The organism is Streptomyces sp. NPDC056169 (genome assembly GCF_042268445.1).
Classification (GTDB): domain Bacteria; phylum Actinomycetota; class Actinomycetes; order Streptomycetales; family Streptomycetaceae; genus Streptomyces.
The window spans coordinates 281,249-295,331 of sequence record NZ_JBHJUO010000008.1 but is presented as its reverse complement, the minus strand read 5'-3'; the positions used below and the strand labels follow the sequence as shown (position 1 = coordinate 295,331).

The 14,083-nt window shown below is 73.1% G+C and carries 11 protein-coding genes; 6 read left to right on the top strand and 5 right to left on the bottom strand.

Translation table 11 applies throughout. The features are described 5' to 3' along the window. Positions 1 to 5: 5 nt before the first annotated feature. Positions 6 to 1,424 (bottom strand): recombinase family protein, encoded by a 1,419-nt coding sequence (locus ACFC0G_RS15605; protein ID WP_376403089.1) that lies wholly within the window; start codon positions 1,422 to 1,424, stop codon positions 6 to 8. Positions 1,425 to 1,571: 147 nt separating this feature from the next. Here ACFC0G_RS15605 and ACFC0G_RS15600 point away from each other — a divergent pair, with 147 nt between their 5' ends. Both ACFC0G_RS15600 and ACFC0G_RS15595 read left to right on the top strand, forming a co-directional pair. Next, positions 1,572 to 2,264: a TetR/AcrR family transcriptional regulator gene (locus ACFC0G_RS15600; protein WP_376403086.1), complete on the top strand. Its 693-nt coding sequence runs from the start codon at positions 1,572 to 1,574 to the stop codon at positions 2,262 to 2,264. Between the two features lie 149 nt (positions 2,265 to 2,413). Then, on the top strand, positions 2,414 to 4,270 hold the full coding sequence (locus ACFC0G_RS15595) for an AMP-dependent synthetase/ligase (protein WP_376403337.1): 1,857 nt from the start codon (positions 2,414 to 2,416) through the stop codon (positions 4,268 to 4,270). Positions 4,271 to 4,287: 17 nt separating this feature from the next. Here the strand turns inward: ACFC0G_RS15595 and ACFC0G_RS15590 are convergent, their stop codons facing one another. The 3 genes from ACFC0G_RS15590 to ACFC0G_RS15580 all read right to left on the bottom strand — a co-directional run bounded on the left by ACFC0G_RS15590 (position 4,288) and on the right by ACFC0G_RS15580 (position 7,610). Continuing rightward, the gene (locus ACFC0G_RS15590) at positions 4,288 to 4,956 is read right to left on the bottom strand and encodes a pyridoxal 5'-phosphate synthase (protein ID WP_376403083.1); all 669 of its coding nucleotides are present in this window, start codon (positions 4,954 to 4,956) and stop codon (positions 4,288 to 4,290) included. Beyond that, positions 4,953 to 6,326, bottom strand: a complete 1,374-nt coding sequence (locus tag ACFC0G_RS15585) for an FAD-dependent monooxygenase (protein ID WP_376403080.1) — start codon at positions 6,324 to 6,326, stop codon at positions 4,953 to 4,955. The genes ACFC0G_RS15590 and ACFC0G_RS15585 overlap by 4 nt, the downstream gene beginning before the upstream one ends. Positions 6,327 to 6,446: 120 nt before the next feature. After that, entirely contained in the window at positions 6,447 to 7,610 is a 1,164-nt protein-coding gene (locus ACFC0G_RS15580; protein ID WP_376403077.1) for an acetyl-CoA acetyltransferase, read from the bottom strand. A gap of 106 nt (positions 7,611 to 7,716) precedes the next feature. On the opposite strand from ACFC0G_RS15580, the gene ACFC0G_RS15575 reads away from it, so the two are divergent. Next, the gene (locus ACFC0G_RS15575; protein WP_376403074.1) at positions 7,717 to 9,030 is read left to right on the top strand and encodes an acyl-CoA dehydrogenase family protein; all 1,314 of its coding nucleotides are present in this window, start codon (positions 7,717 to 7,719) and stop codon (positions 9,028 to 9,030) included. Then, positions 9,031 to 9,501: a nitroreductase family deazaflavin-dependent oxidoreductase gene (locus ACFC0G_RS15570; RefSeq protein WP_376403071.1), complete on the top strand. Its 471-nt coding sequence runs from the start codon at positions 9,031 to 9,033 to the stop codon at positions 9,499 to 9,501. Between the two features lie 145 nt (positions 9,502 to 9,646). On the opposite strand, the gene ACFC0G_RS15565 is transcribed toward ACFC0G_RS15570, so the two are convergent. Further along, the gene (locus tag ACFC0G_RS15565) at positions 9,647 to 10,294 is read right to left on the bottom strand and encodes a TetR family transcriptional regulator (RefSeq protein WP_376403068.1); all 648 of its coding nucleotides are present in this window, start codon (positions 10,292 to 10,294) and stop codon (positions 9,647 to 9,649) included. A gap of 330 nt (positions 10,295 to 10,624) precedes the next feature. On the opposite strand from ACFC0G_RS15565, the gene ACFC0G_RS15560 reads away from it, so the two are divergent. Together ACFC0G_RS15560 and ACFC0G_RS15555 are read left to right on the top strand one after the other, a co-directional pair. After that, complete coding sequence (locus tag ACFC0G_RS15560) at positions 10,625 to 11,410, top strand: VOC family protein (protein WP_376403065.1); 786 nt, start codon at positions 10,625 to 10,627, stop codon at positions 11,408 to 11,410. A gap of 170 nt (positions 11,411 to 11,580) precedes the next feature. After that, on the top strand, positions 11,581 to 14,031 hold the full coding sequence (locus ACFC0G_RS15555; RefSeq protein WP_376403062.1) for a PQQ-binding-like beta-propeller repeat protein: 2,451 nt from the start codon (positions 11,581 to 11,583) through the stop codon (positions 14,029 to 14,031). The last annotated feature ends 52 nt before the right edge of the window (positions 14,032 to 14,083 follow it).

The following is a 14,083-nucleotide window of genomic DNA, read 5'->3' as shown; positions in this document are numbered from 1 at the left end:
GGGTCCTATGAAGCCGGAGTGACCGTGATCGAGGTGGTCTCCGGCGGCTTGCGCCTGCCTCGGCCGACGCTGAACACGTCGACGTGGTCGATGACGGTCGCCACGATGGCGCGGCGCCGTTCGAGGTTCTCGGCGTCGTTCCTCCAGGCTGTCAGTGTGTCGGTCTCGGCCCGAGTCCGGCGGATGGTCGCCGCGTTCTCTCGTGACCGCAAGGCCCGGAGTTCGGTACGCAGGTGGGCCAGCGAAGCGAAGTAGTCCTCGTCCTCCATCCGTCCCTCCTTCCAGTGGCTTCGGAGGACCTGGACGCGGTGCTCCAGGAGGTCGATCTCCCCCGTGAGATCCTCCGCGGGCATTTCTGCCTGCTGGGGTGGTGTGCGGGATACGAGCGCGGCTTCGACCACTGCGTCGAGCTGCTCTTCGATCCATGCGTACGAGCGGCTGACCTTTCCGCAGCCGAGGCGGCCGCCCGTGCCGATCTGGCCGGAGTGGCACAACGTTCGTCGGAAGGTCCGGCCTTGGACGGTCGCCCACTGGACCCGCATCACCGAGCCGCAGTTTCCGCACCTGAGGAATCCGGAGTACACGTGCCTGCGCTTCCCTGAAGCCTGGGCCGCCGGTGTGGACCGGCTGTCGAGGACGGTCTGGACGCTCTCCCACTGCTGCCGAGTCAGTGGGGCGCCGTAGACGCTGTCTCCGATGTCCTGGCCCTTGTAGGTGATGATTCCGCCCGTCCGCTCGGACCGGTACACCCGTTTCACCGACTGGATCGTCCAGGCGCCGCCCTGCGGAGTCGTGGAGCCTTCGGCATTCCAGTACCGGGCCACGTCCCCGGGGGTCTTCGGGCTCGGGCCGGTGAGCATCCTCCAGCCCTCGCGGATGAGGCCGGTCTCCACCTCGTCCAGCTCCTGGAAGTGGGTTCCCGCCTTGAAGCCGAACTGCCTCTTCCCGCCGGCGTGCGGCTTGCCCTGTTCCCTGCGCTGCAGAAGCGAGTTGTTGATGCGCTCTGACATGCGCTCGGTCTCCTGCTGGGCCACCGCACCCTTGATCGTCAGGATCATGCGTCCGCCGGCGGTCGAGGTGTCCTCGCCCTCTGTCGTGGCGAACGCGAAGCCGTGTTCCTTCTGATCCTCCAGAAAACTGCTCAGTTCGCTGATCCGACGTGTAAGGCGGTCGATGGAGTAGACGACGATGCCGTCGATGAGGCCGTCACGGGCATCGCGAAGCATCTCCGCGTACGCGGGACGTCGCCGCTTGCTCGTGGTCGACGCCGAGACGTCGTTCTCCGGGTAGACGTTGTGGACACCCCATCCCAGGCGCTCACACAGGTCACGGCACGCTCTTTCCTGACGCTGGATGCCGAGCTCCCGGCCCTTGAGGTCCTTGCTGATCCGGACGTAGATCCCCACGCGCTTTGGCTTGGCCATGTCCCACCCCTGGTCACGGACGACGTACCTGTGGTTTGCCAAACGTGCATTGACGTCATGCGGTTACGGCTGTCTCTGTACAGGTGCTTGTCCCGGCGTAGGCTTTCGCGGGGCATCCGGTTGATCTTGGAAACAGGGGTGGGCGCCATGGCCGACGGCGTGAAGGTGCGGCGGCTGCCGCGGGTCGTGCGCGAGCGGCAGATGATGGACGCGGCCGTGACGTGCTTCGCCCGGCACGGGTACCAGTCGGCGTCCATGGACGAGATCGCCGAGCTCGCGGGGGTCTCCAAGCCGCTGGTCTATCTCTATCTCGGCTCCAAGGAAGAGCTGTTCACCGCCTGCATCCGGCGGGAGGCGGGCGCGCTGCTCGCCGCCGTGGCCGCCGGGGTCGAGGACCGGAGCCGGCCCGCCGACGAGCAGCTGTGGGCCGGGCTGCTCGCCTTCTTCACGTACGTGGCGGACCATCCGGACGCCTGGGTGGTGCTCAGCCGGCGGGCGTGGACGCAGGGCGAGCCGTTCGCGGGCGAGGCCTCGCGGATGCGGGAGGAGATCGCCGCCTTCGTGGCGGGGCTGATCGGGGACGTGCACGGGGGTGTCGCGGGGCCGGGGGTGGAGGTGCGCGGGGGTGGTGCCGGGCCGGACCCGGATGTGCACGGGGGCGGGGTCGGCCGGGGTGTGGACGCGCTCGCGCTGGCGCTCGTCGGGGCCGCCGAGTCGCTCGCCGACTGGGCCGCCGAGACGCCCGGGACCACGGCGAGGGACACCGCCGCGACGCTGATGAACTTCGCGTGGGCGGGGCTCGGAAACCTCGTGAAAAGCGAGCGCTGGTCTCCCCCTTGAGGCTTACCCCGCAGTAAGGTTACCGGCTAGTCAACACCTGGCACGGCCACCGTCACGGGTCCCCAGGAGCGCAACGTACCGACGCACGACCTCAGTTCATCGCGAAGACCGAGGAGTCGCACGTGTCCGTCGTCACCGCCGCATCCGGGATCGAGCCGGTCGAGCCGCAGAAGATCCTGGTGGACGGGCGGGTACGGGAGGTCTCCGTCCCCGCGCTCGTGCCCCGGGTGGCCCGCGGCTCCCTCGCCGACCTGCCCTACGACAACGCCCGCCAGGACCCCGAGGCCCCGCTCTTCTCCCGCAAGGGGCCGCAGGGCGAGTGGTACGACGTCACCGCCGCCCGCTTCGCCGCCGACGTGCACGCCGTCGCCAAGGGGCTCATCGCCCACGGGCTCCGCCCCGGCGACCGGCTCGCCCTCATGGCCCGCACCACCTACGAGTGGACCCTGATCGACTTCGCCGCCTGGGCCGCCGGACTCGTCACCGTCCCCGTCTACCCCACCTCCTCCGCCTTCCAGACCCGCTGGATCCTCCAGGACTCCGGCGCCGCGGCCTGTGTCGTCGAGGACCCCGAGCAGGCCCGGCTCGTCTCCGCCGAGCGCCGCCAGCTGCCCGGCCTCGCCCACCTCTGGGTCCTCGACACCGGCGCCGTCGACCTGCTCCGCAGGGCCGGGACGCGGGTCGCCGACGAGGCCGTCACCGCCCGGCGCGGACTGCTCACCCCCGAGACCCTCGCCACCCTCGTCTACACCTCCGGCACCACCGGCCGCCCCAAGGGCTGCGCCCTCACCCACGCCAACTTCTTCGCCGAGGTCGACAACGCCGTCCGGCTCCTCCACCCCGTCTTCGTCTCGGAGAGCAAGGACCCCGCCGCCACCCTCCTCTTCCTGCCGCTCTCCCACGTCTTCGGACGGATGGTCTCCATCGGCTGCGTACGGGCCCGGGTCCGCGTCGGCCACGCCCCCTCCGTCGAGGGCGAGGAGCTCCTCGCCGACCTCGCCGCCTTCCGGCCCACCTTCCTCCTCGCCATCCCGTACGTCCTGGAGAAGGTCTTCAACACCGCCCGCGCCACCGCCGAACGCGGCGGCAAGGCCGCGGCCTTCGACCGGGCCGCCAGGATCGCCCGCCGGTACGGGGGGACGTCCGCGCCCTCGCTCCCGCTGCGGGCCGCGCGGGCGCTGTACGACCCGCTCGTCTACCGGCGGATCCGGGCCGCGCTCGGCGGCCGGGTGAAGTACGTGGTCTGCGGCGGCTCCCCGCTCGGCGCCCGGCTCGCCGAGTTCTTCACGGGCGCCGGCGTCGAGGTCTTCGAGGGGTACGGCCTGACGGAGACCACGGCCGCCTCGACGGTCACCCCGCCGCAGCGGCCGCGCACCGGCACCGTCGGCTGGCCGCTGCCGGGCACGGCCGTCCGGATCGCCGGCGACGGGGAGGTGTGGCTCAAGGGCGCCCACGTCTTCGCCGGGTACTGGGACGCCCAGCGCGGGGCTGCCGTGCCGTACACCGACGACGGCTGGTTTCCCACCGGGGACCTGGGCTCGCTCGACGAGGACGGCTATCTGCGGATCACCGGCCGCAAGAAGGACATCCTCATCACCTCGGCGGGCAAGAACGTGGCCCCGGCCCCGCTGGAGGACTGGCTGCGCGCGCATCCGCTGGTCTCCCAGTGCATGGTCGTGGGCGACGACCGCCCGTACGTCACGGCCCTGATCACCCTCGACCACGAGGGGCTCACGCACTGGCGGCGGATGCGGCACAAGGACCATCTGGCGCTCTACGAGCTGACCGGGGACGAGGAGCTGGTCGGTGCGGTCCAGCGGGCCGTGGACGACGCCAACCGGCTGGTCTCGCGGGCCGAGTCGATCCGCGCCTTCCGGCTCCTGACGACCGACTTCTCGGAGAGGTCCGGGCACCTGACCCCGTCGCTGAAGCTCAAACGGCGGGCGGTGCTGCGGGACTTCGCGCGGGAGATCGAGGAGATGTACGGGGCGGGGGGCGCCCTCTAGGGGGTGTCTTGGGCCTGTCAGGGCCAGAGCAGCTCGCGGGCCCAGCCGGTGCCGGTGCCCGTCGCTTCTTCCCGGCGGTAGCGGAGGCGGAGGTGGCGGCGCCGGGCGTCGCCCTGGAAGAACTCGACCTCGGTCGGTTCGACCACGTACAGGGTCCAGGTGGGGGCGTGGGCGGCCGGTTCGGCCTCGGCCCGGAGCCAGGCCGCCGCGCTCGCCTCGGCGAGGGCCTCGGGGGAGTCCAGGACCTCGCTCTGCCGGCCGACGAGCGCCGAGGCGAGGGCGCCGGTGGTGCGGGCGTGGAGGTCCGCGTACGCCTCCTCGGGGGTGGCGGTGGTGACGTGGCCCCGGATCCGGACCTGGCGGCCCTGGACCGGCCAGTAGAAGCCGAGCGCGGCCTCGGGGCGGGCGGCGAGCTGGCGGCCCTTGGCGCTGGTGGCGTGCGAGGCGAAGTGCCAGCCGCGCTCGTCGGCGTCGTGCAGCATCACCGTACGGACGTCGGGCCTGCCGTCCTCGTCGGCGGTGGCCAGGGAGAGGGTGTGCGGCTCGGTCTGGCCGGCCGCGACCGCCTCCGTGAACCAGCCGTGGAAGAGGGCGAGGGGCTCGGGCGGGGCGCCCGCCGGGTCGAAGGAGGGGAGCTCGGTGTCCCAGACCCGGAGGGAGTGGAGGGCTTGCTGGAAGTCGGTCATGCCGTCACGGTAGGGCGCGGGGCGGCCGGGGCGGGAGTGGCGTTCCGCGTGGTGGTCGGTGCGGCGGGCGTCGTGGTGGCCGGTGCGGCGGTCGGCGTGGCGGTCGGTGCGGCGGTCGGCGTGACCGTCAGTGCGCTGTAGTCCTCGATCGGGACCGCGTTGGCCGCCGACTGGATCCCGTCGCGGATCTTCTTCGCGATGAGGTTCTTCCAGGGGGTCTTCGGCAGGGTCCGCACCATGAGCATGCGCAGGGCGATCTTCCACTTGGAACCGACGGTCATCTCCTTGACGAAGCCCTCGGCCATCTTCTGGTTCTGCTCCACGCCCGGCCGCATCCGCTCCTCGTAGCGGGCGAAGGCGACCGTGTGGTCGCCGCCCGCCCGGGCCAGCTCGCCCGCCAGGACGTACGCGCCGGTGAGGGCGAGGCCGGTGCCCTGGCCGGAGGCGGGGGAGGAGCAGTGGGCGGCGTCGCCGAGCAGGACGACGCGCCCCCGCGACCAGCTGTCCATCTCGACGATCGACATGGAGTCGAGGTAGAAGTCGTCGGCGTCGGCCGCGTGTCCGAGGAGCCGGGGGACCTCCCAGCCGTCGCCCGCGAACGTGTCGGCGAGCAGCCGCTTCTGGTCGGTGACGTCCCGGAGGTCGTAGGGGACGTCCTCGGGCGCGGAGAAGATGAAGAGGTTCTTGGCGTCCGTCTCGCCGCCGGCGCTGTAGACGCAGAGCAGCTTCTTCGGGAGGGCGTGGTACGTCTCCCAGCGGTCCAGGCCCAGGTGGTTGGGGGCGGTGAAGATGGAGATGTACGCGCCGAGGTGGCGCTTGAACCGCTGCTCGGGGCCGAAGGCGAGCTTCCGGGTGTTCGAGTGGAGTCCGTCGGCGCCGACGACCAGGTCGAAGCGGCGGACGGTGCCGCTCTCGAAGGTGACGGTGACGCCGTGGGCGTCCTCGTCGAGGGCGGCGATCGAGTCGTCGAAGAGGTACTCGACGTCGTCGCGGGTCCGGTCGTAGAGGATGCGGGCGAGGTCGCCGCGCATGATCTCGTCGTCCTCCTCGACGCGGCCGCCGAAGATGTCGGCGGGCAGCTCGCCGATGGTGCGGCCGGCGTCGTCGACGTACGAACCGCCGCGCATGTCCGTGGACTTGGCGCGGATCTCGTCGAGGACGCCCATCCGCCGGCAGACCTCGATCGCGGTGCCGCGGATGTCGACCTTGTAGCCGCCGGTGCGGAGTTCGGGGGCGCGCTCGACGACGGTCGGGGCGAAGCCGTAGCGGTGCAGCCAGAGGGCGAGGGCGGGGCCGGCGACCGAGGCGCCGGAGATCAGGACGGTCTTGGCGGTGGTCTTGGCGGCGGTGCCGGTGGTGTTGCTGTTCATGGCAGGACTCCTTGTCGGGTGTCTGCGGGCCGTTCCCCTGCCCGCAGACATGACTATACGGATGTCCTACACGGTTGTCTATGACGCTTGTATAGATTCTTGCCCGGGGGTCGGCCGGGGTCAGTCGCGGCCCAGCACCACCGTCCCCGAGGAGCAGAACCAGCCCCCCGTCCCCGAGGCCACCGCCAGCCGCGGCAGCGAGCCGTCCGGCCGGCGCACCTGGAGTCCGGGCGCCTCCCCGCGCAGCTGCCGTACCGCCTCCACCAGCAGGAACAGCCCGCGCATCCCCGGATGGCAGGCCGAGAGGCCGCCGCCGTCCGTGTTCACCGGGAGGTGGTCCTTGTCCGCGAAGAACGCCCCGCCCTCGCCCTTCGCGCAGAAGCCCAGGTCCTCCAGGGTCACCAGCGTCATGTAGGTGAAGGCGTCGTAGACCTCGGCGAGGTCGATGTCGGCGGGGGTCACCCCCGCCCGCTCGAAGGCGAGCCGCCCGCTGACCGCCGCCGGGGAGACCGTGAAGTCCTCCCACTCCGACATCGTGGTGTGCGAGACGTGCTCGCCGGTGCCGAGGACCCAGACGGGCTCGGTCCTGCAGTCCTGGACGTACTCCTCGGCGACGAGCAGCACCGCGCAGCCGCCGTCGCTGCGCAGGCAGCAGTGCAGCTTGGTGAACGGGTCCGCGATCATCGGCCCGTCCAGCACCTCGTCGACGGTGATCGGGTCCCGGAACATCGCCTCGGGGTTGAGCGCCGCGTTCGCCCGCGCCTGCACGGCGACCTCGGCGAGCTGCTCCAGGGTCGTCCCGTACTCGTGCATGTGGCGGCGGGCGGCCATCGCGTACTTGGCGATCAGGGTGTGCCCGTACGGGACTTCGAACTGGAGCGGGCCGCGCGAGCCGAAGGAGAGGTTCGCGGTCCTGCGCCGGGCCCGGATGTCGGCGCGGGCGGTCGAGCCGTACACGAGCAGGACCGCGTTCGCGTGGCCCGCGGCGATCGCGTCGGCGGCGTGTGCGGCCATGACCTCCCAGGTGGCGCCGCCGACGGCGGTGGAGTCCACCCAGCGGGGGCGCAGGCCCAGGTACTCGGCGACCTCGACCGGGGCGAGAGTGCCGAGCCCCGCCGAGGCCAGGCCGTCGATCAGCGAGCGGTCGAGGCCGCTGTCCGCGAGGGCGCGACGGGCGGCCTGGGCGTGGAGTGCGTACGGGGTGGCCTCGTCGACGCGGCCGCAGTCGGAGAGGGAGACGCCGACGACGGCGACGCGGCGGGGGCTGCGTGGAGTGGCAGGCATGAATCTGACGGTACATCAGATTTGCTGAATCGGGACCGGCGCTTCTCTGGGCAACCGGCCCCGTACCGCCCTAGCATGACGCACCGTCAGATACGGAGGGAGCTCCATGGACGCCGCCGACACCGCAGCGCTCGCCGCCGCGCTCACCGAGGAGCAGCAGGAGATCCGCCGCACCCTGCGGGACCTGCTCACCGAACGGGCCGGGCCACGCGAGAACCGCGAGGCCACCGCCACCCCCGAGGGATACGACACCGCGCTCTGGGCCCGGCTGTCCGGCACCCTAGGCCTCGCCGGGCTCGCCCTTCCCGAGCGGTACGGAGGCGCCGGCCGCGGGCCCGCCGAACTCGCCCTCGCCTGCGAGGAGGCCGGCCGCGCCCTCGCGCCTTCGCCGCTCCTCGCCACCGCCGTGCTCGCCGCCCCGCTCATCGCGGCCCTCGGCACCCCCGCCCAGCGCGCCGAACTCCTCCCGCGCATCGCCGACGGGAGCCTGACCTGCGCCCTCGCCGTCCCGGGCGGCTCGCTCGCGCTCGCCCTCGGGCTGACCGGCGACAACACGGCGGAGGACTGGTCGGGCGGCGGCCGCGCCGGCGGGATCCAGGCACGGGCCGCGGACGGGGGCGGGGAGGGGAGTGGGGCCGGGGCCGGAGCTGGGGCCGGGGCCGGGGGCCGGGCCGAGTCCGGAGTCGGAGCCCGGTCCGGGGTCGGGGGCTGGCGGCTTTACGGGGAGGCCGCCCAGGTCCTCGACGGGCACAGTGCGGACCTGCTGCTCGTCGCCGCCCACGCCGGCGGCTTCGCCCGGAGCCGTACCCTCCTCTTCCTCGTACGGACGGATCCGGCGACCCCCGGGCTCGTACGGACCCGGCGGACCGCCCTCGACCCCACCCGCCCGCAGGCCGCCGTCGAACTCCGGGACGCCGAGGCCGAACTCCTCGGCGAGGAACCCGTCGACGCCCTCGGCGCGCTCGCCGCCGCCGGCCGCACCGCCGCCGTGATGCTCGCCGCCGAGGCGGTCGGCGCGGCCGGGGCCGTACTCGACCGGACGATCGCCCGCCTCGGCGCGCGCGAGCGCTTCGGCCGGCCCGCCGGCCCGCTCCAGGCGGTCAGGGGCACCCTCGCCGACCTGTACGTCCAGGTCGAGGCCGCCCGCTCCCTGACGTACGGCGCGGCCCGGGAACCCGGGCCGGGGCCCGAGGGCGGGCCGCTCGCGCTCGCCCAGGCCCTGGAGGCCCTGCGCGCCACGGCGGGCGAGAGCGTCCGCCTCGACGACGGCGCCGGTGCCGGTGCCGGCGGCGGCGGGGAACACGAGGCGCAGCTCTTCTTCCAGCGGGCCGCCTCCGACGAACTGCTCTTCGGGCCCGCCCGGCGACTGCGCGCCCGGGCGGCGGAACGGACCGGACTCTTCGGAGAGGTGGCGGCGTAGATGCCCGTCGGCGTGAGACTGATGCAGAAGGTGTCCTCGACGAGGACGTTCGCCCGGATCGCCCCGCACGTGATCCCGGCGATGGACAGGACCGTGCACCGGCTGACGCGGGGGAAAGTGCTGCTCAGCGCCCGGATGCTGCCGGGGGTGATCCTCACCGCCCGGGGCGCGAAGACCGGACAGCCCCGGGTGACGCCGCTCGCCTGCATGCCGGAACCGGACGGCGGCTGGCTGCTCATCGGCTCCAACTTCGGCCGACCGGGTCACCCGGCCTGGACGGCGAACCTGCTCGCCCATCCGGACGTCGAGGTCAACTGGCGGGGCGAGGACGTCCCCGTACGGGCGGAGCTCCTCGCGGGGGAGGCGCGGGCGGCGGCCTGGAAGGCGGCGCTGGCGTTCTGGCCGCCGTACGCCACGTACCAGCAGCGGGTGGAGCGGGAGATCAGGCTCTTCCGGCTGACCCGACGCTGAAAGCCGGCGCTGAAGGCCAGGGGTGAAGGCCGGGGACGAATGAGGGGGAAACGCCGACGCCGACGGCAGTCGTGCTCCGTGGGGGCGGAGCGGGACCGCCGTCGGCGTCGACGACAGGACGGGGGAAGGAGGGGTGGGGGAGGGGCTATCTGGTCGGCTTCTTGCCGGTGATGCCCAGGTGCACCAAGAGGGCGAGGTTCGGCTTGAGTTCGGCCTGCTTGACGCCCCAGGTCTGGAAGCCCTTCTGGTGGCCGGCGACCGAGGCCAGCATCGCCACCAGAGAGCCCGCCATGGCGGCAGGGTTGACGTCCTTGTCGACCTTGCCCTTGGCCTGGAGCTCCTTCACCGAGTCCGTGAGGGAGTTGGTGACCGAGTTCAGGATCTTCATGCGGATCTTGTAGAACCGCTTGTCTCCCTCGGCGGCGCCGAGGTCCACGACCCGGAGGATCGCGTCGTGCTTGCGCCAGAAGTCCAGGAAGCCTTCGACGAGTTCCTCGGAGGTCTGCCAGCCGGCCTTGCCGACCCAGGAGCGGCCGGAGACCAGCTCGGTCAACCCGGCGCCCTCCTTGGCCATTTCCTCCGCGATCTCGAGAACCGCGCCCTCGACGTCCGGGAAGTACTGATAGAACGTCGCGGGTGAAGTACCCGCCTTCCGGGCCACATCGATGACCTTGACGTCCCGGTAGGGCGAGGAGCTGAGCATCTCACCGAGGCAGTCGAGCAGCTTCTGCCGCGTCGCCTGGCCGCGTCGTCCGGCCACGCGGCCGTCGACGGTGCGTACTTGTCCTGTCATGCCGTCAGCTTACCGAGGGGCGATCGGCGCGCGATTCGGCCGACTGCAAATGGGGTGCGGCCCTGCGCCGGGAGTGTTCCGGGAGGTGGGGGCGGGTCTGCGGCCCGGGGCGGAGGGGCGGGTTCAAGCCACGTCGGTGGCGTCACGGTGTCGTGGCGGTGGCGTCTCCGGGGCGGCCGGGGGAGTCCCGTACCCGAATAGGCTTATGAACAGCCTGTGGAAAACTTCGGTGGACAACTCAAGCGCCCCAAGGGTTCCGGACCCATAAATCGCCTTTATGTTCCCATGTCAGGGCGTGCGGGAGATCCCCCGCCGACCTAGCGTGGAACCATGGCGGCACGCACTGAGGGCACCCCCTGCTGGGTGGACGCACAGCTCCCCGACCTGGAAGCGGGCAAGCGCTTCTACGGCGAGCTCTTCGGCTGGACCTTCGACCCCGACCGTGACGAAGCCCTCCTCGACGGGCGCCGGGTCGCCGGGCTCCTCCCCAAGCGGGACGGCCGCATGCCCACCACCTGGACCCTCTACCTCGCCACCGAGAACGCCGGCACCCTCGCCGAGCGGATCAAGGCCGCCGGCGGCCAGATGGTCATGGAGCCGTACCCCGTCGGCCCGTTCGGCGTCCTCGCGCTCGCCGCCGACCCCGGCGGCGCCGTCTTCGGACTCCGCCAGTCCGGCGACGACGACGGCTTCGAGAAGACGAACGAGCCGGGCGCCTTCTGCTGGATGGAGGTGTACACGCGGCGGCCGGACGCCGTCGACACCTTCTACGCCACCGTCTTCGGCTACCTCGGCCGCCAGGCCGACCCCGACGAGGAGGGCCGCAAGGCCGGCTTCGACTACCGCGTCTGGTCGCCCCCCGGCTCCCGCCCCGGCGACGACAGCGCCTTCGGCGGGCGGGCCGTCATCACCGACGACTTCCCCGCCGAGATGCCCGGCCACGTCCTCGTCTACTTCGTCGTCGACGACTGCGACGAGGCCTGCGCGACTACCGTCCGCCTCGGCGGCCGGGTCGCCACCCCGCCCTTCGACACCCCCCACGGCCGCATCGCCGTCCTCCACGACAACCAGGGCGCCCGCTTCGCCGTCCTCGAGGAACCCGCCGATACGCCCTGATCCACCCCGATACGCCCCTGCCGGGGGGCCCGGAGCACCCCGCATCGGCCGACCCGATATGACCTGTGACACCCCGATCCGCCCCCGGGTTCGCAACCGGGCCCTCGGACAGGAAGAATCAGGGCCACGGGGCCGTACCCTCATGGCCCGTACGGGGAGGTGGCAGGCAAGTGGAACAGCTGACGCAGCACGACCCGAGACGTATCGGGCCCTTCGAGGTGCTGGGCCGGCTCGGCGCGGGCGGAATGGGCCTGGTCTATCTCGCGCGCTCGGCCTCGGGCCGGCGCGTGGCGATCAAGACCGTGCGTACGGAGCTCGCCGAGGACCAGCTGTTCCGGGTCCGTTTCACCCGGGAGGTGGAGGCCGCCCGGGCGGTCTCGGGCTTCTACACGGCCGCCGTGGTGGACGCCGACCCGCGGGCCGCCGTGCCGTGGCTGGCCACCGCCTACGTCCCGGCGCCCTCCCTCGAAGAGATAGTGAACGAGTGCGGGCCGCTCCCGGCCCAGGCCGTCCGCTGGCTCGCGGCCGGTGTCGCCGAGGCCCTCCAGTCCATCCACGGCGCGGGCCTCGTCCACCGCGACCTCAAGCCGTCCAACGTCCTCGTCGTCGAGGACGGCCCCCGGGTGATCGACTTCGGCATCGCGTCGGGCGTCTCCAACACGCGCCTGACCATGACCAACGTCGCCGTCGGCACCCCCGCCTACATGTCGCCCGAGCAGGCCCGCGACTCGCGCAGCGTCACCGGCGCGAGCGACGTCTTCTCGCTGGGCTCGATGCTGGTCTTCGCCGCCACCGGCCACGCGCCCTTCCACGGCGCCAACCCGGTCGAGACCGTCTTCATGCTGCTCCGCGAAGGCCCCGACCTGGAGGGCCTGCCCGACGAGCTGCGGCCCCTCATCGACTCCTGCATGCAGATGGACGTCACCCGGCGACCCAGCCCGGCCGACCTCCAGGCCCAGCTCGCCCCGCACCTCTTCGGTCCCGGCAGCGACGACAGCGGCACCGCCTCGGCCTGGCTGCCCCGCAGCGCCACCGAGATGATCGAGATCCGCCGCAACGGCGGCCGTCCGGCCCCCGGGCCGGCCGCGCCCCCGATGCCGCCGCGCCCGCCCCGCGAGCCCGCGGACTGGTCCGGCGACCCGCGCTCCCCGGAGCCCGCCGCCCGGCAGCCCTCGCACGTCGGTGGCGGCCGGCAGCCCGAGCCCGCGCACAACGGCGGCCGGCACGCGGGCCCCGCCGAGAGCGCCGGCGGCCCCGTCCGGCTCGGCGGCGCCACCGTGCCGATCGGACCCGGCCCCCGGGTCTCCGACACCCGCGCCGCGCTCGCCGTCGGCCGGAGCGCCGACGCGGGCCCGGCGACCGGCTGGATCCGGCCGCCCGCCGGCGGCCCGCACGGCGCCGAACCCGGCCCGCTGCCCGGCTCCCGCCCGGTCTCCGTGCCCTCCCAGGGCACCGAGCAGGCCGCCCCGCCGTCGGAGCCGGGACCCTGGCGGCCCTGGCGCTTCCGGATGTCGAACGACGTCTGGGGCACCCCGGTCGTCGACGGCGACCTGCTCTACGTGACCTCCTTCGAGGTACACGCCCTGGACACCGGGAGCGGCCGCCGCCAGTTCAAGACCCGGGACGTGGCCTGGTCGATGGCCGTCGCCGCGGGCCGTATCCACGCCTCCGACGGGCCCACGCTGTACGCGCTCGACGCGACCGACGGCAGCGAGCGCTGGCGGCTGCACACGGACGCCTGGGTGTACTCCCTCCGGGTCGACCGGGGCACGGTCGTCACCGGTACGCGCGGCGGCGGGGTCCAGGGCTGGGAGGCCTCCAACGGCGCCAAGCTGTGGGAGGTCACCGGCGCCCAGACCGACTTCGAGACCCCGGAGGCGGGGCCCGCCGTGCACGGCGACACCGTGTACGTGTGGCGGGAGGCCCGGCTCCAGGCCCTCGACGCCCGGACGGGTGTGGAGCGCTGGTCGTACCCGATCGGCGACGCCGCCTCCTGCGCCAACGTGCCCGTCCGGGTGGCCCCGGCCGAGGACGGCTGCGTGTACGTCTCCGCCGGCACCCGGGTCCTGTCGATCGACATCGCCTCCGGGCACGTCCGCTGGCACTTCGAGGCGCCCGCCGTCTTCCTCTCCCCGCCAGTGTTCGCGCCGGGCCCGGCCGTCACGGGCGGCGGGGTGTACCTCTCCGACCACCTCGGCACGGTGTACGCGCTCGACGCCACGACCGGCCAGGACCGCTGGCGGATCGCGACCGAGCCGCGCCAGTCGGCCGAGCCGGTGCTCGTCGCCGACGGCAACGTCCACGTCGGCAGCGGCAGCGCGCTCTACACGCTCGACGCGGTCACCGGCACCCCGAGGTGGCGGTTCGCGGCGGGCGGCGAGCTCGTCGGCTCCCCCGTCGTCGCCGACGGACGGGTGCACTTCGGCTCCGCCGACCACGTCCTGTACACCCTGGACGCGACCGGCGGCCAGCTCCGCTGGAAGCTCGCGACGGGCGGCGAGATCACCGGCTCGCCGGTGGCGAAGGGCGGGGTCGTGTACGCGTGCAGCAAGGACCGCTGCGTGTACGCGCTCGACGCGGTCAAGGGCACGGCCACCGGCAGGGGGTCCGCGCCCCGCTGACGCGCCGGCTCCCGCCGACACGCGCCGGCTCCCGCCGACGCCCGCTTCCCGT